The organism is Streptomyces sp. NPDC093600 (genome assembly GCF_044764755.1).
Lineage (GTDB): Bacteria > Actinomycetota > Actinomycetes > Streptomycetales > Streptomycetaceae > Streptomyces.
In genome coordinates this window covers 13,467-37,375 of the sequence record NZ_JBIWIU010000005.1, presented here as the reverse complement: position 1 = coordinate 37,375, position 23,909 = coordinate 13,467, and the positions used below count along the sequence as shown (strand labels likewise).

Genomic DNA, 23,909 nt, shown 5'->3' with positions numbered 1-23,909 from the left:
GTCGAGCCGAAGCCGGCCATACGCCCACAACCACTACAAACCCATTATTTCCAAGCGTCGCCCTGCTTTACGACGGTGGGGTACGGAGAATTGAGATGGGTGGACTTAGTACGAAACGAGGCTCCCTTGTCATCGACAATGAGCGTTCCCTGCTCACCCTTGTGCGTCCAATCGAGGGCAAGCTTCCAGGTGATGAGGCAATCGCATTGCTCGTAGCCTTCACCGGCAGCATTCGCTTCGATGGCGAATATTTCCGGATCGGTAGCGGAAACCTTGTACCCAAAAGGTTTCTTGATCACCTTCACTCTGTCGCCGTCTGCGCGAGTTACGAACTCGAAGTCCGGGGCGTCGCTGGCCAGCATGACCCGATAATTGCGCTCAAGGAGATCGCCACCGCAGTCGGTACGGAGGCTGACATCAGTGCCAGTCGGTAGCGGACCTCTACGAAGTTCGACTATCCGCATATTGCGGAGCACGACGTCATGACTGTTCATTCCCTGGATTACCAATCTGAGCCGTGTGATGCTGTTATCAATACCACCCAGTCGGTGAGCCCACTCGGCCGTCGGCTCCCCCGACGGCACGGGAATGTCTTCCGGCCTCTTGCCAGGGAATGTCCAGCCCTCGCAATTATCCTTAGCCGGCGTAAACTCCACAGTCGCAGCAAGAGGAGGAACGTCGGGATCGTCGCCGCCCACGTACCAGACACTGAGGCCACCGATAAAGGCGAGAGTCACAAGGACCGCGACCACTGTCATGGCGGGGGGCGGCGAGTGCACGTGCGTGACGTTGTTGTTGCCCGCGACGACCGCCCCGTTTACGTTCCCACCTGTGGCCACTGATCGTGGGCCGCCGGCCTGGACGCTCAATGCCTCCGGATTCGGAATCGCCGAGGCACCGAATGCGGGTGCTGCCTGCCCGTTGCTACCGCCACCACCAACAGCACGGTTACGAGCGTGCCGAAGTCTCCTCACGCCCACCTACGACTCTCTCCGCTCGCATGCGCTACTCCAAGCCACAGTCCCCACCCCTGACATCCGACGCGCCTGGCTGGAGTTTGGCACGTCAACCACATCCTCCACAGGAACCGTCGCGCTGAAGGCACTGCCCGCCCTTCCGATGCCTGGTGTGATCGAGCAGCACGCAAGCGGCGCCGCTGAGAACCCGGACAGACGAACGCGGCGGCCCACGGTGCCAAGCAGGGTAGTAGTCCGAGCGGACGCCGTCCTGCCCGCCCAGGAGCAACTGTGGAAACCACACGTCACCCGAGGTCGACGGGATACGCCCTCTTCCTCGCGCCGGGCTTCCTGCTCAGCCTGCGCTTCTGCGCGTCCCGCTGGTGATGAGTTTCCCCTACAGCCTCACCACCTGGCAGGGCATCGGCGACCCGGCCTTCATCGGCCTGCGGGACGGCGCCACCTGGTGGCAGTGATTCACCCGCATCACCGTGCCCATCCTGCGCCGCGAGGTCTACGTCGCCCTCGTCACCACCACCGTCGCCGGCCTGAAGTATTCGTCCAGATCTTCGTACTCACCGGCGACAGCCCCGGAAACTCCATCCTCGTCCGCAGAGTTACAGCTCGATGGCGCTGGAGTCGAGCCAGCTGTACGGGTTTGCCCAGGGGCCGGCCTTCGCGGCGGGCCAGTCGGGTTCCCAGCCGGGCCGGTAGCCGCGGGCTCCCCAGCCGTCCGGGCGCCCGTGGGGCATCTCCAGTCCGGCCTCCGCTGCGGCGCGTGCCGCGTCGTAGGCCTCGTGTGCGGCCTTCATGGCGGCGCTGTCGCTGTCGGCCCGGCCGGTGAACACGTGCACGCCGCGCAGGCCCGGCGTCCGGGTACTCCGTATCGGGACGTCTACCTCGAAATAGCGCTCGGTCATGACGTCCATCTCCTCTCTCGCGCGACCGCCCCGGCCCCGGCTGAAGGGACAAGGCCGGGGCGGCACGGAGGACCGTCACCCGCCACAGCACGGTCGGGTCCCCGATGCGGGCTTCGTCTAGAGGGTGAGGGTCCAGGTGTCCAGGGTGCCGGTGTCCTGAGAGGCGGTGTCCTGGACCCTGAGATGCCAGGTGCCGTTGCGGGTCTCGGCGGAGAGGTTCGCGGTGTACGTCTGGTCGAGGTCGTCGGCGTCGTCGCCGGCGGACGCGTTCTTCAGCCGGTAGGTCGTGCCGTCAGGAGCCACCAGGTCCAGTGTCAGGTCGCCGCGGTAGGTGTGGTCGATGTGGACCTCGGCCGTGCTGGTGGCGGAGGCGGCTCCGGTACAGCCGGTGATGCCGATGCTGCTGGTGACGGCGTTCCCCGCGTCGGGGATCGCGATGTCGGTCGCGTTGGTGCCGTGGCAGCTGGTCGGGGTGGGTGTGGTGCTGCTCCCGTAGGGGTTGGCCGCTTTGTCGGCCGCGTAGGTGAGCATGGGCCTGACCTGGTTCCAGAAGGTGTTCTGGCAGGAGTAGGGAGGGTGGAAGCCGCCGCAGGTGCCGCTGCTGGGCCCGACCTCCCATGTGAAGCTGGGGACTCCGAGCTGGTCGTAGGCCCAGTCGTCATGGCTGCCGCTGGCGTCGTAGAGGATCTCGCCGGGTTGGCCGTACTGCCATCCGCCGGCCAGCCGGGCCATCTCCTTGCCCATGGTGCGCAGTGCGGCGTCGTTGCCGTTCGCCACGTCGCTGTCGAAGCCCCAGGGGAACAGGACCATGTCGGAGTAGCTGTGCAGGGTGACGAACATGCCCTTGGTGTCGGCCGCGGCAGCCGCTGTGTCGCCTGTGGCGCGGGTGTCGGGGAACAGCTGGCGGTACAGGGATTGGAGTGACTTGTTCTCGGTCTCGGAGTCAGCCGACGGGCCCTTGTAGAGCTGGTCGCAGGGGTGGGAGCTGGTGCTTGCGCCGCCCCAGTGGCTGCTGTTGTTGCGGTTCAGGTCGATGCCGCTGCCGGAGGTGGGGCCCTCTGTGCACGTGGCCGCGGAGTGGGTGTGGTTGGCGTTCTTGCGGTGCCACTGCTGGCCCGTGGGGCCTCCGGTGAAGCCCTGCTGGACCATGTCGACGCCGTCGGGGTTGCCGATCGGAACCACCCATATCTCGCGGGTATCCAAGATCTTCGTCGCCGTGGCGTCGGTGCCGTATCCGTCGGTGAGGTAGTCGATCCAGCGGTACGCCATCTCGCCGGTGCTCAGTTCGCGGGCGTGCACCTGCGCCTGGACGAGGAAGCGCGGCTTGGTGGAGTCGGGCGTCAATCGGCAGCTGCCGCTCTGCTTCTTGGTGAGGCAGATGGCCTTGAGGTCGTAGCCGCCGGATCGGCCGGTGGATTTGCGCCAGGAGTCGCCGAAGTCGACGACGGTGGCGAGCGGCGCGTGGTCGGCCGCGACCTGGTGGAGGTGGGCGTACTGGGCGTTGACGGTGCGGTAGCCGCCGTAGTACGTCTCCTCGGCGACCGCTTCGGTGAGCGCGGGGGCCTGGCCGCTGCGCTTGGGCGGCTCCCAGGCGGCCGGGGCAAGCCTCTGCTCCACCTTGGGACGCAGGCCGGCGGCCTTGAGTCGCGTGGCGGTGGCTGCGTCGCCGAGGACGAACAGGTCGTCGCCGTCGCGGTCCTCGATCAGGTCGAACGCGGCGAGCCTGTTCTGCGGCAGGTGGGCGCCGTCGGGGATGCGGTACACGTAGGCACGGTCGTCGTCGGCCGCGCTGGGAGCGGCCGGTGCGGCCATGCCGTAGCCGGTGCCGGCCGCGACTGCCGCTGCGGTGGCGGCCGCCGCGAGCCAGTGGGTGAATTTCGCTTGCACGGGAACCTCGTTCGGCGTGGGGGAAGGTGGTGATCGGGTCCATGGCCTGTCCGGCCGGGGTGGGAAACGGGGATCCCGGCCGGACAGACCGTCGCGGGGGTCAGGGCATCACTGGCCGATGAAGCCGGTGAAGAGAAGGTTGTTGGGCGATCCGGCTCCGATGCCGGTCAGCTTTCCCTTGGTGGCGTTGTTCTTGAGGGCGGACTGCACCTGGGCGGGTGTGGCCGTCCGGTTGGCCGAGAGGTAGAGCGCGGCGGCGCCCGCCACGTGCGGGGCGGCCATCGATGTGCCGGACATCGTCGCGGAGGCGGTGTTGTTCGTGATGCCGGCCGAGACGATGGCGTCGCCGGGCGCGAAGAGGTCGACGCAGGGACCGATGTTGGAGCGGAGCCACCTGCTGTCGGTGCGGGTGCTCGCACCGACGGTGATGGCCTCGGGCACCTTGGCGGGGGTGACGTAGCAGGCGTCGGAGCCGTAGTCGTTGCCGGCCGCGGCGATGTTGACGATGCCGGATGCGACGGAGTTCCTGACGGCCGTCGCGACGGACAGACTGGGGTACTCCAGGCTCATGTTGGCCACGGCGGGCTTCACGGCATTGCGCGCGACCCAGTCGATGCCGGCGGCGACGCTCGTCGAAGTCAGGTCGCCGACGCAGTTGGCGACCTTGACCGCCACCAGCTTGACGTCCTTGGCCACTCCGTAGGACGTGCCGCCGAGGGTCCCCGCCACGTGAGTGCCATGCCCATGACAGTCGGTGTTGTAACTGTCGATGGTGTTCGCGCCCCAGGACGCGCGTCCGCCGAAGTCGTTGTGCGACGTGCGGATGCCGGAGTCGATGACGTACGCGGTGACGCCTGCGCCGGTGTGGGGCGCGGTGTAGAAGCTGTCCAGTGGCAGGCTCCGCTGGTCGACACGGTCCAGCCCCCATGAGGAGACCGCCTGCAGGGATGCCATGGCGTCCTGCTCGACGTAGGCGACCGCCGGGTCGGCGGCGAGCCGCTTGGCCTGCTTCTCGGTCATCCTGACCGAGAAGCCCTTGAGCGCGGAGCTGTAGGTGTGCCCGGCCTTGCCTCCGTAGCGCTTGGTGAGGGCGGCCTTGCGCTGCTCGACTGCCCGCGCCGTCGTGTCGTCCTTGAGGACGACGATGTAGCTGTCCTTGATGGTGTGGGGCGCACCGGCTCCCAGGATGCTTCCCTCGACGGCGTCCGCCGTCCCCGGCACGACCGCCAACACCGTTGCGGCCAGACCGGTGGCGAGCACCGTCCCGAGTATCTTCCGGACAGGCAGTGCGGTTCTCTGGTGCATCGATGCTCCTTGTCCAGGCATGCCTCCCCGTGGCCGGGGACGGCCACCGCGGGGGTGACGGCAGGGGAAGCTCCGCCTCACGACGCTGAAGGCTGAACAGCCGCGGCGGGATGGGGACAAGCATTGGGGTTCCTTCAACCGCCTGTAAATCACCGTGCGTTTCCGGTTCCGGACAATGTCCTGTTCAGCAGGGCCGGGCGGACGAATACGTGTTCCTGCTGGGCCCCCCGGTCTCGGCCGGCCCGAGAGCGACGCCTACCTTGTCGTGCTGGAACCTGACGCGCGCGAAAGGGCAAGGGCCTGCCGATGTCCTCCTCGCCATCGACAGGCCCCTGATGATGCGAAACCGGAGGCGTGGACCTGTCAGAAGGTCAGGCTCCAGGAGTCGATGTAGCCGGTGTCGCCGCTGTAGACGTCCGTGACCCGCAGCTTCCAGGTGCCGCCGGCCGCCGTGCTGGAGGCGTTGACGGTGTACGTGGTGATGACGTCGGCCGCGCTGTCGCTGGGGCTGGTGGCCTTCAGCTGAGTGGCGACGCCGTTCGGGGCAACGAGTTCGATCCGCAGGTCACCGCGGTAGGGGTGCTTGATGTCGACGGCGACCTTGAGGGCCGTCGGGGCGTTGCCGCTGATGCCCGTCACCGCGAGGGAGGACGTGACCGGGGTGTTGGTGTCCGGGATGGTCACGTTGGCGGTGTTGGTGAATACGCTGCCGGTGGGCGGCTGGGGGTCGGTGCCGCCGGACGCGCCGAGCGTACGGGCTGCGTCGGCGAGGCCCGCGCCGCAGCCGCCTGAGCAGGTACCGGGCAGCGTACGGGCGTTGGTCTTGATGGCGGACTCGATCTGTGCGGGCGTCATCGACGGGCTCGCCTGGTTCATGAGCGCGGCGAGACCCGCGATGTGCGGGGTGGCCATGCTGGTGCCGTTGTAAGCCGCGTACGTCTCGCCACCGAGACTGCGGATGCCGGTGTTCAGCGTGGACCAGATGCCGTTCGCGGGGTCGAGGGCGGTCTCGCCGCCGGGAGCGGTGACGTCGATGATGCTGCCGTAGTTGGAGTAGGCGGCGCGGTTGCCCTGGCGGTCGGAGGCGGCGACGGTGATGACGTTGTTGCAGTTGGCCGGCTGGAAGCCGGAAGCGTTCCGGTTGCTGTTGCCGGCCGCCACGACGACGGTCGTGCCGCGGCTCACCGCGCCGTTGATGGCGCTCTGGGTGCCGGGGTTGCAGGCGCCGCCACCGCCGAGGCTCATGTTGATGACGTCGGCCGGGTTCGGGTTGGCGGGCACGCCCTGGACCGAACCGCCGGACGCCCAGGTGATGGCGTTGATGATGTCGGCGTCCGTTCCGCCGCACCACCCGAGTACGCGGACGGGCTGGATGGACGCCTTGTGTGCGATGCCGGCGATGCCCTTGCCGTTGCCGGTGGTGGCGCCGATGGTGCCGGCGACGTGGGTGCCGTGCCAGGAGTTGTTCCTGTCACTGTCGGGGACCGGCCGACCGAACTCGTCGACGCCGCAGTCGCCCATGTTCATCCAGTCGCCGGTGTCGGCGGGGTTGCTGTCGGGGCCGTCGCCGTCGCGGGACATCCGCGTGTCGGAGATGAAGTCGTACCCGGCGATCACGTTGGCCGCGAGATCGGAGTGGGCGACGTAGCCGGTGTCGATGACGGCGACCTTGACACCTTCGCCGGTCGCCTTGTCCCAGGCACCGGGTACGTTCATACCGGCGACGGCCTCGAAGAGGTCCCACTGGCGGTTGTAGTACGTGTCGTTGGGCTCGACCGCCGTGGCGTACACGCGGCGATCCGGGACGACGTACTCGACGTCCGAGTCGGCGCGGAAGGCGGCCATGACGTCGGCCGCGTCCTTCTTGTCGAGCTCCGCGCCGAGGTCGACCAGCGCGGCTCCGGTGCCGAGGCGGCGCTCGAAGGCCAGGGTCTCGCCGGCCTTCTTGCCCTTGGCCTCGGCGTCCTTGGCGGCGGCGTCGTTGGACTTGGCTTCCGTGGCCTTGGACTTGTAGCCGACGATGAGGCGCTCGACGGGCCCCTCGGTCGCCGGCGCCGCGGCGTCCGTCTGCGGTGCGCCCGCTGCGGGAAGGGGCGCGCCGGCTCCCGGGGCGCTTCCCTCGACGGCGTCCGCCGTCCCCGGCACGACCGCCAGCATCGTGGCGGCCAGACCGGCGGCGAGCGCCGTCCCGAATATCTTCCGTGCAGGCAGTGCGGATCTCTGGTGCATCGATGCTCCTTGTCCAGGCATGCCGTCTTTGTGGCCGGGGGTGGCCACCGTGGGGTTTGACGGCAGGGGAAGCTCCGCCGCACGACGCTGAAGGCTGAACAGCCGCGGCGGGATGGGGACAAGGATTGAGGCGCCTGCAGCCGCCTGTAAATCACTGTGCACTTCCGGTTCCGGACAATGTCCTGTTCAGCAGGGATGTGAGGGATGAAACGGAACGGAAGCCACATGTTCTGCGTACCGGTTGATTCCACTGCGCCGTCACCGACCTTGACGCTCCCCGGAGCGCCATCTACAGTCCCCACGCCGACGTCCCCACCGTCGGCGTGGGAGGTACACGTGTTCCTGCTGGAGCCCGTCGGTCTCGGCCGACTCGAGAACGACGCCTACCTCGCCCTGCTCGACCTGAAGCGGGCCACAGCCGAAGAGCTCGCGGGAAACGTCGGCTGCTCCCCCGCAGAACTGCGCCCGGCGGTCCGCCGTCTCCTCGACCACGGGCTGGTCCAGCAGATCGGCTTCACCCCCGCGCTCTACGCCCTGATCGCACCCGAGGAGGCCCTCCCCGCTCTGATCAGCCGCCGGCGCGGCGATCTCGCCCAGATGCAGATGCGCATCGAGGAGCTGGCCGACCGGCTGCGTGCGCGGCCCCCGCGCGGGGGGACGCCGGTCGTCGAGCTGGTGGAGGGTGAGGACGCGGTACTGGCCGCGGTGTCCCGGCTCCAGCTCGAGGCGCGCGAGGAGATCGTCGCGGTCGACGCCCCGCCGTACATCGGGGGCCAGAGCAACCCGAACGACCTCGAACTGAGCCGGCTCGCGGACGGCGTCGCCTACCGGTTCGTCTACGCCCGCGAGGCACTGGCGTCGCCCGAGCACATAGCGGCCATGCGCCGCTGCACCGAGGCAGGCGAACAGGCCAGGCTCCTGCCGGACGTCACCCTGAAGATGCTCGTCGTCGACCGGACCACCGCGCTGCTGCCCGTCTCCTACACCGATCAGGACCCGGGCGTTCGGCTGCTCGTGCACGAGTCGGCACTCGTCGATGTCCTCGTCTGCTGCTTCGAGAGCCTATGGGCACGCGCCACGCCCTTCGACTCGCCCGACGCGCAGTGCGGCCCGTCCGCCAAGGACCGGGATCTGCTGTCGCTGATGGCGTCGGGCATGAAGGACCGCACCATCGCCCGATCCCTCGGCGTGACCGAGCGGACAGTGGGTCGCAGGCTCACCGAGCTGATGGCCGAACTGGGCGTGGAGACACGCTTCCAGGCCGGCGTCCAGGCGGCCCGCAGAGGATGGCTCTGACCCGTTCGACAGGCGGACACCGGGCACCGCGGCGCGGACGCGTCGCGGCGCGGGGCACCCGCTGCGACTGGCCTCGGCTGCGAACTCGACCCGCTGATCGGCTTCGCACCGGCTCACTCCACGCCCTTGGCTCCCTGACGGCCGCCCGCCAGGGGGTGCGTGCCGGTGTCTGCCTCGGCCGCGTCGGCGAGGGCCTCTGCGGCGGCTTCCGCGGCCCGCGCCGCGTCGTCGGCGGCCTGGGCGGCCGCCGTGTCCTCCGCGGACGTCTCGCGCGTGGCCGGCGACTGGGGCAGCACCTCGTTGAAGGCGCGGGACACGCCCTGGAGCGCGGCGGTGACCTCGCCGGGAATCATCCAGAAGCTGCTGCCCGCGCCTTGGGCGAGCTGGGGCAGCATCTGTATGTACTGGTAGGCGAGCAGCTTGGGGTCGGGGTCGTTGCGGTGCACGGCCTGGAACACCTCGTCGATGGCCCGGGACTGACCCTCGGCCTTGAGGATCTCGGCGGTACGGTTGCCCTCCGCCCGCAGGACGGCGGACTGCTTGTCGCCTTCGGCGGTGAGGATCTGCGACTGCCGTTGCCCTTCGGCGCCGAGGATGGCGGCCCGCTTGTCCCGCTCGGCGCGCATCTGCTTCTCCATCGCGTCCTTGATGGACTGCGGCGGGTCGATGGCCTTGATCTCCACCCGGTTGACCCTCAGCCCCCACTTTCCGGTGGCCTCGTCCAGCACGCCGCGGAGCTGGTTGTTGATCGTGTCCCGTGAGGTCAGGGTCTTCTCCAGGTCCATGGAGCCCACGACGTTCCGCAGGGTGGTGACGGTGAGCTGTTCGACGCCCTGGAGGAAGTCGGCGATCTCGTAGGCGGCCGCTCGTGGGTCCGTGACCTGGAAGTACAGGACCGTGTCGATCTCGACGACCAGGTTGTCCTCGGTGATGACCGGCTGCGGCTTGAACGAGACGACCTGTTCCCGCAGGTCGATGACCGGATAGACCCGGTCGATGTAGGGGATGACGAGGTTGAGTCCCGGCCTCAGGGTGCGGCGGTAGCGGCCGAGGCGTTCGACGTTGCGTGCGCGCGCCTGCGGAACGATGCGTACCGCCCGCACGACGGTGAAGACGGCGATCAGCGCGACGATCACGCCGGCGATGAGCAGGCCTGAGACTTCCATCGCTCACTCCCGGGGGTAGACGACGGCGGTGGCACCGTTGATTTCCATGACGTCGACGGTCGCTCCCGGAGGAATCACGAGGGTGTCGTCATAGGCGCGGGCCGTCCATTCCTCGCCGCCGATGCGGACCCTGCCGCCCAGGCCGGTCACCTCCGAGACGACATAGGCGGAACTGCCGACCAGGGCGTCCACGCCGAACCGCTCGGCCTGAGGCTTGAGCAGATGGCGCGCCGCGACAGGGCGCACGAAGTACAGGCTGATCGCGGCGAGGAGGGTGAACACCAGGAACTGCAGGGGCAACGGAAGCCCCAGCGCGGCGGCCCCGGCCGTGACCAACGCGGCCGCACCGAGGATCCCGAGCGCGGCGGTGAGAGTGAAGATCTCGGCCACAGCCAGCGCTCCTGCGGCGATCAACCACATCAGCCAATGATCCATGGCGTACTCCTGGCCACAGCGGCTCCACGGGGGCGGATCGACCACGCCCCCTTTGCTCTGCTTTTACCCTCTTTGGGGTAGCCCACGCCCCGCGGGTCGACGGCCGGGCACGCCCGAGCTCTGCCCGGCACGGCTGGCGCTGCGCGGTGAAGCGGCGGCTATTTGGGTGGCAGGGTCGCCGCGAAGGCGTGTCCCTCGTCTATCCACGCGCCGAGTAGGTCGTCCTCGGCGACGGCGGCGGATTCGTCGTACGCCATCAGGCACCTCTCCGCTGCTCGGCCAGCCTGCGCTGGAGGTCGCGCAGGTCCTTGGCGAGGGAGGACCGGACCCGCCGGGAAAGCAGCGGCGCGGCCAGGCCGAGGAGGCCGCCGGGTCCTCCCCGGACGCGGATGGCGGCGAGGGTGCCGCGCGGGTGCGGCTCGAAGGAGTACGTGACGCGCATCGGCATGGGCGCGACCGCTGAGACCATGTCCAGCAGCCGCGGGGGATCGTACGCGGCCACCCGCAGGACGTAGTCGATGCGCCGACCGAGGAAGTAGGCGGTGCGGGTGACCTCCGCGCCTGTACCGAACCCGCCGTCGCGCGCGGGCCGTGTCAGTTCCGCGGTAACCCTGCGTCCACTCGGCGTCGTGGCGCCAGTTCATGGCGTACGCGGCCACCCGCTCCGGCGGCAGCGGAATCACCCGCCGGACCGTCGCGTCGATCGTCATCGCCCTCGCCGCCTGGTGCTCGTGCCGATGCCTCGCCTCCAGGATGGCCGTCATCGTCGTCTGACGCGCGTCACACCCACCTCGTCGAGCCCCGGCCCGGCCCCCGTGCGCGGCGCACCTGCGGGCCGCCTGCCCAGGACGGCTCCGACGCCTTGATCACACCAGCACACCAGGGCCAGCTCACCTGCGGCCGACAGCCGTCGCGGCATCCCCTGGATCGACCTGATGGTGGAACGTGACAGGCGGAACGTACAGGTGGCGCTGCCTGCGCACGCGATCGAGGTCGGAACCGACCCCCTGGCCCCCCCGACGCGGAACTCGGTGGGCGGCTGGCCCTTCCTCGACGAGGGCCAGGAGTGGCCGGACTGTTTCTGCGGCGAGCAGATGGTGCTCTTCTTTCAGCTCGACATCCCCTCGGACCTGGATCCTTTCGGCGGAGACCACCTCTTGGTCTTCCACTGCCGCGCACAACGATGACTCCGATCCCCGGATGACCGACGGCCACCTCGCGCCCCGGTACTGGGACGCTCCGCAGCCGCCCCATCCACGTCTGTTCTGGCGGGTACTGCTCCAGCGTGACGCGGCGCTGCCGTCGGCGGAGCCCGGGCCCTCCTTGCGCGCCCTGCCGCTGACGCTGCGGCCCTTCACGGATTCCCGTGCCGGGCAGGGGCGGGGAGCCCAGATACTGGAAGGGTACGGTCCGGACAACCCGCCGCCCACGAAGGACGGCATCGGCCCGGACCCCAACGCCTACGAGGCCCCTCCGGAGGACAACACCCCTGAGCTGACGCCCAGGGACTTCCACGAGGTCCCGCTGGACGCGGAGGATCGGTGCATCGCCGAGAAGCACGCGGACCGCGTCCGCGAGGAATTCGGTGGCAAGGGCACCACCAGCGCCGCGGTTCTGCGCGGCACGCTGATGAAGCTGGGCTACCCGGAGTCGCGTATCCACGCCATGCCCGCCCAGGGCGGCTCCCCGCGAGTCCGCCTGGATCTGCGGATCGATTCCCAGGCCGCACTGGAGATCGTCGGCACGTCCAGCACCCTGGTCATCCAGCCGTTCGGGGCGGTGGCAGCCGAGAACCTGAAGATCACGGACGTCAAGCGGTAACCGGGTCGACGCCCCGTCATCCTGAGCGGGCGACTTCGCTCGCGGCGGAGAGGTGTTGCGGGTCAGCGGCCCCGTCCGCTCCGGGGACCGATCGTGATCAGGCGGGTGAAGTAGTCGTCGGGTACGCCCTCGTCGACGGGGCGGCCGTCCGCCTCGATCCAGGCGTGGGCGGTGAACGGCGGGACCACGCGCACGCCCGTGCACCAGGTCGGCCAGGTCCCCGACAGACGGCACAGCAGCGCGGCTCCCAGGGAGCGGGGAAGGCAGCCCTTGGGGCCGGCGCAGCGCAGGCTCACCGCGCACATGGCGCCGCGGGCGGCGGCGGCCTGCGCGGCGGTGGCAGGGGTGGCGCCGCGGCGCAGGAAGCCGAGCACGGCACGGATACGGCGGGGCGGCAGGAGCGAGAGCGCGAGCGCGGGGAGCAGGACGAGACGGGCGGCGAGGCGGCGGGTGAAGGGGACTCCGGTGGGCCGCTCCAGGGCGCTGGGGGTCGTCATTCGGCCAGCCCCGAGATCCGCAGTCGCTGGACGAGGGCCTCGACGTCCCGGCTCGCCTGGGCGAGGTCGATCTCGAACTCGCCGACGAGCGCGGCGACCGCGTCCGCTTCGTCACCGCCCGCCATGAGCGTCCTGACCACCAGCGAACCGCTGGGGTTCAACTCCCAGTACTCCCCCGCGCGTTCGTCGAGGAGGACCGTGCCGTAGTCGGTGTCCGCCGTGGAGACGTCGGCGCTGAACCGCAATGCCATGGTGTGCCTACCTTCCGTGTGGTGGAGTTCAGGGACCGTTCGGCGTACCGGTGCGGGCTGTTGTCGCGCGGCCGGAGAGGCCGCGGAGCCACACTTCGGCGGCGATGGTCGAGTAGAGGATCGCCTCGCGCAGTTCGGGTGTGGCGGGCCGCTGGGCGAGGCGGCGCAGAGCCTTGCCGTCGACCAGACCCAGCTGTTCCAGCCGCGAGTCCTCCCACAGCGCCAGCAGATCGGCGCGGTGTTCCCGCAGCCCGTTGGAGGCGTCCATGGAGGCGGCGGCCTTGTTGGTGCGCCGCAGGCAGGTCTCGGGGACGATCCCGCTCATGGCCGCGGTCAGGAGGGGCTTGTACTGCCAGGGCGTGACGCGCTCGCTCGGGCGGACCGCGAGGCACGCCTCGATGACGCGGTCGTCGAGGAACGGTGAGGCCATCGGCACGCCGGCCCGGGCCGCCATCCGGTCCCACTGGCGGATGATCCGGGTGCAGGAGCGGATCTGGTCGAGATCGGCGTGCAGGCCGCGGTCCGGGTGGAGCGGGACGGCGGTCCCGGCCGCCTCGCGCAGCGCCCGCCGGGCCGTCCGCTCGGCGTCCGGAGTGACCCAGTCGAAGAGGCGCGGCGGCATGCCCCAGCCGAGGCTGGTGCTGACGGTCGCGGGCAGCGGGGCGCGCAGGTGGCCGCTGGAGTCGGCGAGCCATGTCCCGTACGGCCGGGAGTCGGCCAGCGCGCGGACGGTGCCGCCCAGGGGCCACTGCCACAGGGCGCGGAAGCCGCGCAGCTGCCGCAGGGCGAACAGGGGGCGGGTGCGGGCCAGCCGGTGGTAGTACGCCTCGGAGCACCAGGCCACATGGTCGCCGCCGATGCCCGTCAGATGCAGCCGGCTGCCCCGCTCGGCCATGCCCGGCAGATGGTGCAGGACGCGGGAGCGGTCCATGACGCCGATGGTGGGTTCGTCCAGCAGGTCGTCGATGGCCAGCAGATCGCTGTAGACCAGCGGGGAGGCGTCGGCGTCCCAGACGACGTGCTCGACGTCCGGCAAGGAGCGCGCGGCCTGTTCGGCCCAGTACAGATCGGTGTCGGCGGGATCGCGCCCCGGCCAGGTGCTCGCCACCACCCGGGCCGGTGAGCGGTCCGCGAGGAAGCAGAGGGAGGTGGAGTCCAGGCCGCCGGACAGGTCGCAGCTGACGACGCCGCCCTGCCTCGTGCGGGCGTCCACCGCCGTGGCCAGCGCTTCCCGGACGGCGGGCGCGCCCTCGGCCAGCGTCCGTACGGGCTCGGGCGGGGTCCACCAGCGCGAGTGGCGCACGCTCCGGCCGTCGGCGGCGACGATCAGCGCGTCCTGCGGGGGTACGGCGGTGACGCCCTGCCACATGGGCGCCTCGGCGAGCGGGTGAGGGACGGGCCAGAGCAGCCGGACGGCCACTTGCTCCGGGTCCGGTTCGGCACCGAGAGCGGCGGCGAGTACGTCGGCGCGGCTGGCGGCCACCCGCACTCCACCGAGGGAGGCGTGGAACACCAGCCGGAGTCCGGACGCGGTGCCCTGCACCCTGAGCTGTCCGTCGAGCGCGCCGACGAGATGGAAGCTCCCGGGCAGGGTGCGCGCCAGTGCGTCGAGTTCGGTGAGGTCGGCCAGTCGCCCGGCACGGCGCCGCAGCTCCGCGGCGTCGACGGGGCAGCAGCCGATGACGGCGAGGGCGGCGTGGCCGGCGCGCGCGGTCACGATGTCCTGGGCGTGCCACTGACCCACCAGCCAGGGCCGGCCCGAGGCGTACGTGAGGACGCGCGTTCCGGGGCGGGAGAGGGAACGGGCCACGGCGGCCGCGTCCTCGCGGTCGGTGAAGACCGCGAAGTGCGCGTCGCCGGGGCCCGTCCCCGCACTCTCGTGCGGTTCGGTCATGACGTCGGGTCAGAACCGTCGGTCGTCAGTTCTTGCTCAGGATGAGCCGGTCGTTGCCGGAGCGCTGCAGGAGCCCGGTCTTCTTCCGGAACGTCCCGAGCTTGGCGAGCGTCGGCGCTTCGTATGCCTTCTTCATGTCTTCTCCTCGCTTGCGGGTGTCACGACCGCCTCCGGAGGAAGCGGTGTACGCACTAGCTATGCGCATCGGGGAAGGCTTCACAAGGCAACTCAAAGAAATACGAATATACGCACATTGCGAATGTGGCCGAATTCTCCCCTGCGGGCCGTGTGGATAGTCGAATGCGAAACTTTTGACATGTGGTGTGTCGGCCGGGAATGGCTGAACGTTCCGACCTGCGAAGCCGGCAATATACAGCCGACTTTGCCACGGGCGTACGCCGATGGCTGTGCGACGGAGCCGCGGGGGCGCACAACGCTCCTGCCGCCGCTCGTTCCCCGGCGCCGCCCCCCAGCCGGAATGGCCGGATAACACTGCCGCCCACTGCTGACGGACCGGCAACCTCACGGGGTATCGGCGGCGACCACCGGGTGCGGTTGCCCCTCTCCCCCCACACAACGAGGTCGAGCGATGTCCCCATCACGCCACTCCTTCCACCGCCCAGGCAGGCTCGCCGGAGCGTTCCTCGCCGCCGTGCTCGCCGGGACCGGCGGCCTCCTGGCTCTCAACCCGTCGGCGTCCGCGGCCGAGGAGCCCGGGGCCCGGGCACTGGCCGCCGCCCGTGTCGCCGAACGGCTCGACCGGGGGCTCGTCGCCGTGCCCGCGAGCGGCGGCGTCCTCGTCACCTGGCGCATGCTCGGCAACGACCCGTCCGGTGTCTCCTTCAGGCTCTACCGGGCCGGGACCCTCGTCTCCGAGACCACGAGGACCAACTTCCTCGACACCGGCGGCAGCACCTCCTCCTCGTACGAGATCCGCGCCGTCGTGGGCGGTACGGAGCAGCCGGGACAGAAGGCCGGCGTCTGGGCCTCCGGCCGGCTCGACATCCCGCTGCGGAAGCCGCCGGGCGGCACCACCCGTGACGGCGTCGCCTACACCTACTCCGCCAACGACGCGAGCGTGGGCGATCTCGACGGGGACGGCGCCTACGAACTCGTCCTCAAATGGGTGCCCTCCAACGCCACCGACGTGGCCAACTCCGGTACCTGCACCGGGCCGACGGTCTTCGACGCGTACGAGCTGAACGGCACCCGCCTGTGGCGCGTGGACCTGGGCACCAATGTGCGCAGCGGCTCGCACTACGACTCCTTTCAGGTGTACGACTACGACGGCGACGGCAGGGCCGAGATGGCCGTCCGCACCTCCGACGGGTCGAGGGACTCCGTCGGGACCGTCATCGGCGACGCGGGCGCCTCCCATCTCGCCGCCAACTGCGCGGTGATCAGCGGCCCCGAGTACCTGTCGGTGTTCAACGGTCAGACGGGCCGGGTCATGGACTCCGTGCCCTTCGAGCCGGCCCGCGGCTCGGTCGCCGACTGGGGCGACACCTGGGGCAACCGGGAGGGGCGGCTGCTGTCCGCCACCGCGTACGTCAACGGCTCGACACCCAGCATGATCTTCAGTCGCGGCATCTACGAGCGGATCGCGATCGCCGCGTACGACTGGAACGGCACCGACCTGGTCCGCCGATGGAAGTTCGACACCAACTCCTCCACCAACGCGGGCAAGGGCTTCGACCGGCAGGGCAACCACAACCTCGCCGTGGCGGACGTCGACGCGGACGGCAGGGACGAGATCATCTACGGCGCCATGGCCGTGGACGACAACGGCGCCGGGCTGTGGACCACCCGGCTGGGCCATGGCGACGCGCTGCACGTCGGCGACCTGAACCCGGCCCGCCCCGGCCTCGAGGCGTTCAACGTGCACGAGAGCACCGGCTCGGCGTACGGCTTCGAGATGCACGACGCGCGGACCGGCGAGGTCCTGTGGGGCCGGAGGACCGGCACGGACGTCGGGCGCGGCATCTGCGCCGACCTCACCGACGCTCACGCGGGCGCCGAGTGCTGGTCCAGCGGGGGCGGGCTGTACGCCGCCGACGGTACGCACATCAGCGACGCCGTCCCGGGCTTCGGTGGCGGCGCGTCGTACAACTCGGCGATCTGGTGGGACGGGGACGCCAACCGTGAACTCCTCGACCACCGCTGGTCGGGCACGGCGGGCTCCGGCTACGGCCAGATCCTCAAGTACAACGGCTCCACGGAGCTGACCCGCCTCTGGTACGACCAGGACGCCCGCTCCAGCAACTGGACCAAGGGCAACCCGGCGCTCTCCGCCGACCTCCTCGGCGACTGGCGCGAGGAGATGATCTGGCGCAACAGCGACTCCACGGCGCTGCGCCTCTACACCACTCCGCACCCGACCCCGTTCCGGCTGCCGACCCTGATGCACGACCCGGTCTACCGGCTCGGAGTGGCCTGGCAGAACACCGGCTACAACCAGCCGCCGCAGGTGAGTTACTACCTCGGCACGAGGTAGCGGAACGAGAAGCGGCGAGAGGCCTGCGCCCCGCCGCCCCCGTCAGCTCCCGTAATCCTCCACCAGGTTGGCGATGATCGCGAGCAGCGCGTCGGCGCGCCGACGGTCCTCGCGCTGGTCGCGCAGGGCTTGGTCGGCCGCCCGCAGGCGGGCCAGGGCGGCCGGGTCCCGATCCATGATCCCGTGGCGTACCGGGACGGTGATCAGGTCCAGGCATTCGGCGAGCAGCAGCCGGGTGGACCGGGACGGCGGGGTCGGGTCGGGGGCGGCGTACCCCGTGGTCAGGTACCGGGCCGGGTCGGTCAGGCTCCAGCCGACGACCGTGCCGGCCTGGACGAGGAGCGCCACGTCCGGGGCGATGCCGACGCGGGCCTCCAGCGGCTCGTCGAGGACGTCGAGGTCGCGCAGACACGTCAGCTCGGCGGCCTCGGGCGCGCAGCAGAGCACCGTGGTGACCTCCAGGCGGAAGTCCCGGGCCTCGTCCGCGCGGAGCCCGCCCGGGCGGACGGCGGGTGAGGCGGGCACGCGGGCGCGGTCCTCGGCCGGAGCCGACTCGTCCGGCAACTGCAGCCTGACGCCGACCAGTCGCCGGTCGGTCTGCTCGAAGCGGAGTTCGTCGGGGGTGTCCCACAGCCAGTCCGAGCTGCCGAACGTGTCCGTCAGGAACCGCTCGCGTTCCTCCGCGTCCGAGTACGGCGCGACGAGCACGCGCGTGCTCTGGTCGCCGAAGCGCGGAGTGACGCGCAGCGGGTCGTCCGTCACCGTCGCGTGCCAGTCGCCGTCGAGGGTGAGTCTCATGGTGGATGCCGCCTCATCGGATCTGTACGGCCGGAGCCATGTAGCCGTTCTTGGCAGGAATCCTGCCCTCCACCACGTCGGTGTGGGTAATCGGCCCGCCGGGGTCGGTGGGCAGGCCGCCCAGCGCCTTCGCGCCCGAATCGCCCTTGATTCCGGAGGGGCCGTACGCCGTGATGGCGTTGCCTGCTCCGGCGCCGCCGCCCCTGGTCACCACGACGTCCTCGCCCTGCCGGAAGATCAGGTTTCCGCTGTTCGCCGTCGAGTGGTAGACCGCGTCCGGGTTCTTGAGGATCTCCATGACCCGTTCGTCGCTGAAGCCGTGCCGGGTGTCGCCGTGGTAGTCGCCGTCCTTCCTCATCCGGCCGCCCTGCGCTCTCTCGATGACCTCGTCGGTGGTCTGGATGGCCTTCTCCCGGGCCATCTGCGCCTTCTCCTCCTTCGTGTACTTGGGCATGAGACCCAGCGGGTCGCACGCGCTGTACGGGTTGTCGACGTAGCCGACGGGATTCGGCGCGGGAGCGAGGCCGAGGGGGTCCGGGGAGGTGTAGCGGCCGGTCTCGGGGTCGTAGTGGCGGAGGTAGTTGTAGTGGAGACCGGTCTCGGGGTCGTAGTACTGGCCGGGGAAGCGGAGGGGGGTGTAGGCGCTGCTGTCACGGGCCCAGGCGGTGGTGCCCCACAGCGTGGTCCGGGAGTGCCACGCGATGTCGCCGGACTCGTCGATCAGTTCGGTGGGCGTGCCGACGAGGTCGGTGGCGATGGCGAAGAACCGGCGGTCGATCTCCTCCTGGCGGTCGTCGGCGGTGAGGATGCGCTCGGTCTGGGCCAGCGGGGCGGCGTCGCGGTGGTCCCAGGTGAGGGCGACCGTGTTCGGCGCGTCCGGCCGGTGGCTGGTCTGTTCGCAGAGGGTGAGACCGTCCCAGGTGAAGCGGACCTCCTCCACCACGCTCTCGCCGTCGGCGGCCAGGCGCTGTTTCGCGGTGCGGCGGCCCAGGGGGTCGTAGCGGTACCTCCAGCGGGTGCCGTCGGGGGTGGTGACGGAGGTGAGGCGGTTCTCCGTGTCCCACGTGTAGCGCCAGGTGTCGGGCTTGCGGGAGAGGCGGGTCTTCTGCCGCAGGACGACCCGGCCGAGGGCGTCGTGCTCGAAGCGGACCCCTCCGGCCCGGGTGATGGTGGTGCCGGTGTAGGCGCGTGCTCCGGTGGCCTCGCTGCCGGGGTGGTGGTCCGGCCAGGAGGCCGAGCTCTGGTTGCCCGCGTCGTCGTAGGCGTACCGCTCCGTCCAGCCGTGCGCGTGGACGGCGGTGACCCGTCCCGCCCGGTCGAGGTCGAAGGTGCGGCTGCCCGACAGGCGGTCCGCGACGGAGGTCAGATGGCCGTCGGCGCGGTAGGCGTAGGCGCGGCTGTTGACGGTGCGGGCGCCGGCGGTGATGTGCTGCGCGGCGAGCCGTCCGGCCGCGTCCCAGGCGGAGGTCACGGTGAGCGCGTCGCCGAAGACGCGGGCGAGTTCGCGACCCGCGGCGTCGTGGGTGAAGTCGACCTGCTGACCACCGGTGGTCAGCCGGAGGGGCCGTCCGTCGGCGCCGTAGGCGTACGAGGTGACGTGGCCGGTCGGTGTGGTGCGGCGCCTGCGGCGGCCGAGGTCGTCGTAGGCGTAGGTGAGCGGACGGCCGTCCACCATCTCCGCCTTGACCTGTCCGCGGCGGTCGTACTGGTAGCGGAGCTCCCCGTCGGGTCCTGCCGCCTCCAGCAGGCGTCCGGCCCGGTCGTAGGCGTAGGACGTCATCCGGCCGTCGACGTCCTTGCGGACCACCTGGCCGAGCTCGTCACGTTCGAACGAGATGGTTCCGCCGAGGGCGTCGACGCGGGCGGCGAGCCGGCCCGCGGCGTCCACCCGGTAGGTGAGGACGCGTCCGTCGAAGTCGGTCTCGGAGACGACGTTTCCGGCGGAGTCGTACGCGTACGTCCAGGTCAGGCCCTGCGGGTTGGTGACGCGGGTGAGGCGCAGCTCGGCGTCGTGCTCGAACTCGTAGCGGCCGCCGTCGGGCCGGGTGCGGGCGACCGGCAGGTCGAAGTGGGTGTACTCGAAGCGGGAGACGCCGCCCGAGGCGTCGGTACGGGTGAGCAGGTTGCCCTCGCCGTCGTAGGTCCACGACTCCGTGGCGCCGTCCGGGCCGGTGCGCCGGGCGAGCTGCCCGTCGGCGTCCCACTCCAGGAGGGTGACGCCGCCCAGCGGATCGGTGACGCGGACCGGTCTGCCGAGGCCGTCCCGCTCGGTGCGGGTGGTGGCGCCGGCCGGGTCGGTCACCTCCACGGGCAGTCCCGCCGCGTCGCACACCACGCGTGTCGTGGCGCCGAGGGCGTCGGTGACCGAGGTGAGCCGGCCGGCGTGGTCGTAGGTGTAGCGGGTGGTGGCGCCGGCCTGGTCGGTCACGGCGGTGCGGTTGCCGTGTTCGTCGTACTCGTGGACCAGGCGGGCGCCGTCCGCGTCCACGACCTCCACCGGAAGCCCGAACGGGCCGCGTACGGTGCGCAGTTCGCTTCCGTCGGGGCGGACGGCGGCGACGAGCCGGCCCTCCTCGTCGTAGGAGAAGGTGGTGGTGAGGCCCAGCGGGTCGGTACGGGTCAGGAGGTTGCCCCGCGGGTCGTGGGTGAACCGGGTGGTGTGGCCGAGCGGGTCGGTGATGGCGAGCAGGCGGCAGCCCGGGCCGTAGAGGTGGCGGGTCGCGTGCCCCTCGGCGGTGGTGACCGTGGTGGTGTGGTGGCCCGTCGTGGGGTGGGGTTCGGTGTACGTGAGGGTGATGTGGACGTGGCCGGCCTCGCCGCCCTCCGCCACGACGCGGTCACGGTCGTCGTAGACGTAGTCGTAGCGGCTTCCGTTGGAGTCGATCCAGGCGATGACGCGGCGGCGGTCGTCGTAGAGGAAGGTGGTCGTGGCGCCGGACGGCTTGGTGACCGTGGTGAGGTCGCCGTCCTGGTAGCCGTAGCTCATCAGGGGCAGGTCCGCGCCGTCCTCGCCGGCGCCGGCCAGGGTCAGGGCGGTGATCAGGCCGTCGGTGGCGGACAGTCGCAGCCGGTGGCCCGCCGAGTGGACGAGGGCCAGCGGCAGCCCGTTCTCGTCGCGGTCGACGGTGAGGGTGTGGCCGTTGCGTTCGGTGACGCCGGACAGCCAGGCGACGCCGTCGCCTCCCGGTTCGCTGCCGGGCGGGGCGGTGAAGTGGAAGACCAGGCCGCTGTCGAGGGCGGTGACGGTGTAGTCGCCGTCGGCGTCCCGGGCCAGCAGGGTACGGGCCCGGCCCGATTCCGGCGGGGTGGGCGCGCCGGGGGCCGGGTGGGGGTACGGGATCAGGAGCCCCTCGGCGGTGACGTGGAGGACGCCGACGGCGTCGATCTCCAGGCGCTCGTCGACGGTGGAGGTCCAGGCGGTCCCGAGGAAGCGGCCGAGCGCGCAGCCGGACTCGGTGCGGCGGGTGAAGACGAGCGGCAGGATGCCGGGCAGTTCGACGTCGGTCTGGGGCAGGTACATGTGGCCGGTGGCGAGGTCCACCGGGTCGCCACCGGCGTCGCGGTCGCCGTCGGAGGTGTTGCGGGAGCCGTCCGGGTCGTTGTCGAGCAGATTGCGCGCCCGTGCGGCGTCGGCGGCGTCCGCGCCGATGCGCACGCCCTTCACGGCGGCGCCGCCGCCGGCGGTGGCCGCGGTCAGCGCGAGGTCGGGGATGAGCCGGCCGAAGCCCTCGGCCGGGTCCTTCATGAAGTCCTTGACCATCTGGCTGCCGGTGCCGACGGGGTCGTTGACGGCGACCACCAGACCGGCGGCCAGGCTGTTGAGGGACGTGGCGTACTCGGCCGGGTGCGTGATGTTGTACGGGTCGAGGGGGTTGACGCTGCGGACGAAGTTGAGCAGCCCCGCCGTGCCCTTGATCAGGCCGCCGCCGACGTGGTCGCCCATGATCTGCAGCTCCTGGAGCCCGTCGCCGGCCTGTTCGGCGTACGAGGGCTTCTGCGGGGCCATGTCGCGGGCGGCCCGCACCAGGGTGCGCGCGTTCTCCGCCGCCGAGTTCCGCTGCTTGCGCGCCTCGGCGAGGATGTCCTGGGCCTCCTTCATCAGCTTCGTGCCGGGGTCCTCGAACGTCGCCGCGGGCCTGGGCGGGAGCGAGGCCGGGTCGCGCTTGTCGGCGGGCTGGGCGTTGTAGCGGTCGACGGCGCTGTTGTAGTCGTCGACCTTCTTGCGGTGGGCGTCGGCGGCGTTCTCGGAGGCTTTGACGCCCTCCTTCCACTTGTCGATGGCCGCCTGCGCCTGTCCCTGCGCCCAGGTGACGGTGTCGGCGAACGCCTCCAGCGCGCCGACCGCCTTGGCGCAGGCGTCGGCGGCGGCGTACCACTTGGGCGGCTGGGTGCTCACCGCGGTGCGCAGCGCGTCGGCCGTCTCGCCCTTGAGCCGGGAGGAGTCGAGGCCCTTGAGTCCGTCGCCGGTGTCGTCGAAGGCCGTCTGAAAGGCGCGGAGTTTGGTGGCGGTGGCGTTGATCTTGCTCGCGCTGCCGTAGATCAGCTTGGTCTTGTCCTCGGTCTGGCCGAGGTCCATCTCGTCGACCTCGGCGCCCATGCGGTTGGCGACCGAGCGGGACTGCTCGCGCACCCAGTCGGCGCCGGACTGCCAGCCGACGTCGTCCAGCCGGTCGGCGGTCCAGTTGCCGACGTCCTCGACCCGGTTGCCCACCCACTCGACGCCGTCCTCGACCGCGTCCTCGACCACGTCCGGCGTGATGTCGCTGATGAAGTCGCCGATACCCACTGTCAGTTACCCCCGGAGTCGCCCTGCTGCTGTTTCGCGCGTTCCTCCGGCGACGGGCCGAAGCTGTCGTCCAGTGCCCGGTTCCACTGTTCGTCGGAGATGCCGAGCGCCTCGTTGAGGATCTGCGACCGCTGCCCGCCCTGGCCTTCGGTGAGCACGGTGCGGCCGGTGTCCTTCCAGGTCTGCGCCATGTCCTGGCCGGCCTTCTCGAACGACTCGGGGCTCCAGTCCGGATCCAGGGAGTCCGGGGTGAAGATGTCGCCCCAGTTCTGCTTGGTGATCTCTTCCTCGCTGGCGTGCGGGTTGCCGCCGAACACCGCGTTGGCGCCCACCTTGAGGGTGCCCGCGATGTACTGGTCGTGCTCCCATGTGGTGCCCGCCGCCAGGCCGAGCTGGTTCGCGAGCGTGCTGGCGTCCCGTACCAGGGCGCGTACGCCCCACTCCCAGCGCTCGCAGAAGTCCTCGAAGTCGACCGACAGGCCGTGGTGCCCGGCCTCCATGCCGGTGATCGCCAGCTCGGAGAAGCCCTTTCCCATCACCGAACCGGTGGCACCGCCGAGGTCGCCGAGCTGGTCGATGGTCGCACCCACGCCGCGGGTGAACTTGGCGACGGAATCCTTGTCGAGCTGCAGGTCCATGCCTTCACCGCCCATGACCGCGCTCCTGAACCGTCTCACCGGCGTCGACCGCGGCCGCGTCCGGAACGATGCCGGCGACCGGCGGGAAGAACATCGACCCGTGCTCGGTGGCGATGTCGACGGCGAGCCCGGCGGGCTCGCCGAGGGTGGGCACGATCTCGTCGACGATCCGGGCGCCCAGCAGCGCCGCGTAGTCCATGGGCTGGTCACCGGGCCCGTGGTGCAGGGCGAACCTGGCGAGTGCGGCCTCGTCGGTGAACCCGCAGATCCATCGCACCCCGCCGGCGCGGACCGACCAGAGACCGCCGTCGGCCACCGGCACCAGAAGGATGGAGCGTCGCATCTCGCCGACCAGAGCGCGGGGGTCGTCGCCTCCCGCTCTCCGCTCGGCGATGCGCTCGGCGAGCGCCGCCTTCGGTTGCTGCACGGTACCTCCCTGGCCGTAGGTGACTGTTGGCACCGTAGAGCAGGACGCGCGCGAGGGAGGGGACGGTTCTCATACCGGTGTCCGCGGGCCCGGAAAAGACGAAGGGCAA

21 protein-coding genes are annotated in these 23,909 nt (G+C 70.6%); 5 read left to right on the top strand and 16 right to left on the bottom strand.

Translation table 11 applies throughout. From position 1 onward, the window contains the following. Nucleotides 1-44: 44 nt before the first annotated feature. The 5 genes from ACIRB4_RS14920 to ACIRB4_RS14900 all read right to left on the bottom strand — a co-directional run bounded on the left by ACIRB4_RS14920 (nt 45) and on the right by ACIRB4_RS14900 (nt 7,225). Nucleotides 45-698, bottom strand: a complete 654-nt coding sequence (locus ACIRB4_RS14920; RefSeq protein ID WP_403291304.1) for a hypothetical protein — start codon at nt 696-698, stop codon at nt 45-47. A gap of 875 nt (nt 699-1,573) precedes the next feature. After that, nucleotides 1,574-1,876: a hypothetical protein gene (locus tag ACIRB4_RS14915; protein WP_403291303.1), complete on the bottom strand. Its 303-nt coding sequence runs from the start codon at nt 1,874-1,876 to the stop codon at nt 1,574-1,576. Nucleotides 1,877-1,993: 117 nt separating this feature from the next. Beyond that, complete coding sequence (locus ACIRB4_RS14910) at nt 1,994-3,763, bottom strand: M14 family zinc carboxypeptidase (protein ID WP_403291301.1); 1,770 nt, start codon at nt 3,761-3,763, stop codon at nt 1,994-1,996. A gap of 108 nt (nt 3,764-3,871) precedes the next feature. Then, entirely contained in the window at nt 3,872-5,068 is a 1,197-nt protein-coding gene (locus tag ACIRB4_RS14905) for a S8 family peptidase (protein WP_403291299.1), read from the bottom strand. Nucleotides 5,069-5,431: 363 nt separating this feature from the next. Beyond that, the gene (locus ACIRB4_RS14900; protein WP_403291836.1) at nt 5,432-7,225 is read right to left on the bottom strand and encodes a S8 family peptidase; all 1,794 of its coding nucleotides are present in this window, start codon (nt 7,223-7,225) and stop codon (nt 5,432-5,434) included. A gap of 408 nt (nt 7,226-7,633) precedes the next feature. On the opposite strand from ACIRB4_RS14900, the gene ACIRB4_RS14895 reads away from it, so the two are divergent. Next, nucleotides 7,634-8,593 carry a helix-turn-helix domain-containing protein gene (locus tag ACIRB4_RS14895; RefSeq protein WP_403291297.1) on the top strand — a complete coding sequence of 320 codons (960 nt, stop codon included), beginning with the start codon at nt 7,634-7,636 and terminating at the stop codon, nt 8,591-8,593. A gap of 113 nt (nt 8,594-8,706) precedes the next feature. On the opposite strand, the gene ACIRB4_RS14890 is transcribed toward ACIRB4_RS14895, so the two are convergent. The 3 genes from ACIRB4_RS14890 to ACIRB4_RS14880 form a co-directional block, all read right to left on the bottom strand. Next, nucleotides 8,707-9,759, bottom strand: a complete 1,053-nt coding sequence (locus tag ACIRB4_RS14890) for an SPFH domain-containing protein (RefSeq protein ID WP_403291296.1) — start codon at nt 9,757-9,759, stop codon at nt 8,707-8,709. 3 nt (nt 9,760-9,762) lie between these two features. Further along, nucleotides 9,763-10,194: an NfeD family protein gene (locus ACIRB4_RS14885; RefSeq protein ID WP_403291295.1), complete on the bottom strand. Its 432-nt coding sequence runs from the start codon at nt 10,192-10,194 to the stop codon at nt 9,763-9,765. A gap of 256 nt (nt 10,195-10,450) precedes the next feature. After that, nucleotides 10,451-10,696, bottom strand: a complete 246-nt coding sequence (locus ACIRB4_RS14880; RefSeq protein WP_403291294.1) for a hypothetical protein — start codon at nt 10,694-10,696, stop codon at nt 10,451-10,453. 140 nt (nt 10,697-10,836) lie between these two features. On the opposite strand from ACIRB4_RS14880, the gene ACIRB4_RS14875 reads away from it, so the two are divergent. The 3 genes from ACIRB4_RS14875 to ACIRB4_RS14865 all read left to right on the top strand — a co-directional run bounded on the left by ACIRB4_RS14875 (nt 10,837) and on the right by ACIRB4_RS14865 (nt 12,015). Next, on the top strand, nt 10,837-10,968 hold the full coding sequence (locus ACIRB4_RS14875) for a hypothetical protein (RefSeq protein ID WP_403291293.1): 132 nt from the start codon (nt 10,837-10,839) through the stop codon (nt 10,966-10,968). 161 nt (nt 10,969-11,129) lie between these two features. Next, entirely contained in the window at nt 11,130-11,381 is a 252-nt protein-coding gene (locus ACIRB4_RS14870) for a hypothetical protein (RefSeq protein ID WP_403291291.1), read from the top strand. Between the two features lie 13 nt (nt 11,382-11,394). Beyond that, nucleotides 11,395-12,015 carry a hypothetical protein gene (locus ACIRB4_RS14865; protein WP_403291289.1) on the top strand — a complete coding sequence of 207 codons (621 nt, stop codon included), beginning with the start codon at nt 11,395-11,397 and terminating at the stop codon, nt 12,013-12,015. A 62-nt stretch (nt 12,016-12,077) separates the two neighbouring features. On the opposite strand, the gene ACIRB4_RS14860 is transcribed toward ACIRB4_RS14865, so the two are convergent. From ACIRB4_RS14860 to ACIRB4_RS14845, 4 genes are read right to left on the bottom strand one after another with little or no spacing between them, the layout of a single operon-like run. Next, nucleotides 12,078-12,512 carry a lasso peptide biosynthesis B2 protein gene (locus ACIRB4_RS14860; protein ID WP_403291288.1) on the bottom strand — a complete coding sequence of 145 codons (435 nt, stop codon included), beginning with the start codon at nt 12,510-12,512 and terminating at the stop codon, nt 12,078-12,080. Next, nucleotides 12,509-12,763, bottom strand: coding sequence for a lasso peptide biosynthesis PqqD family chaperone (locus ACIRB4_RS14855; RefSeq protein WP_403291287.1), 255 nt, complete (start codon nt 12,761-12,763; stop codon nt 12,509-12,511). Before ACIRB4_RS14855 ends, ACIRB4_RS14860 begins: the two co-directional genes overlap by 4 nt. Nucleotides 12,764-12,791: 28 nt before the next feature. Further along, nucleotides 12,792-14,657 carry a lasso peptide isopeptide bond-forming cyclase gene (locus ACIRB4_RS14850; RefSeq protein ID WP_403291286.1) on the bottom strand — a complete coding sequence of 622 codons (1,866 nt, stop codon included), beginning with the start codon at nt 14,655-14,657 and terminating at the stop codon, nt 12,792-12,794. A gap of 25 nt (nt 14,658-14,682) precedes the next feature. Then, nucleotides 14,683-14,793: a keywimysin-related RiPP gene (locus tag ACIRB4_RS14845; protein ID WP_356565628.1), complete on the bottom strand. Its 111-nt coding sequence runs from the start codon at nt 14,791-14,793 to the stop codon at nt 14,683-14,685. A gap of 453 nt (nt 14,794-15,246) precedes the next feature. On the opposite strand from ACIRB4_RS14845, the gene ACIRB4_RS14840 reads away from it, so the two are divergent. After that, the gene (locus tag ACIRB4_RS14840) at nt 15,247-17,151 is read left to right on the top strand and encodes a rhamnogalacturonan lyase (RefSeq protein WP_403291284.1); all 1,905 of its coding nucleotides are present in this window, start codon (nt 15,247-15,249) and stop codon (nt 17,149-17,151) included. A gap of 42 nt (nt 17,152-17,193) precedes the next feature. Here the strand turns inward: ACIRB4_RS14840 and ACIRB4_RS14835 are convergent, their stop codons facing one another. From ACIRB4_RS14835 to ACIRB4_RS14820, 4 genes are read right to left on the bottom strand one after another with little or no spacing between them, the layout of a single operon-like run. Then, nucleotides 17,194-17,949 carry a hypothetical protein gene (locus tag ACIRB4_RS14835; protein ID WP_403291282.1) on the bottom strand — a complete coding sequence of 252 codons (756 nt, stop codon included), beginning with the start codon at nt 17,947-17,949 and terminating at the stop codon, nt 17,194-17,196. 13 nt (nt 17,950-17,962) lie between these two features. Next, nucleotides 17,963-22,735, bottom strand: a complete 4,773-nt coding sequence (locus ACIRB4_RS14830) for a putative T7SS-secreted protein (protein WP_403291280.1) — start codon at nt 22,733-22,735, stop codon at nt 17,963-17,965. 2 nt (nt 22,736-22,737) lie between these two features. After that, entirely contained in the window at nt 22,738-23,388 is a 651-nt protein-coding gene (locus ACIRB4_RS14825) for a hypothetical protein (RefSeq protein ID WP_403291278.1), read from the bottom strand. Then, entirely contained in the window at nt 23,378-23,800 is a 423-nt protein-coding gene (locus ACIRB4_RS14820) for an SseB family protein (RefSeq protein WP_403291277.1), read from the bottom strand. Before ACIRB4_RS14820 ends, ACIRB4_RS14825 begins: the two co-directional genes overlap by 11 nt. Nucleotides 23,801-23,909: the final 109 nt, after the last annotated feature.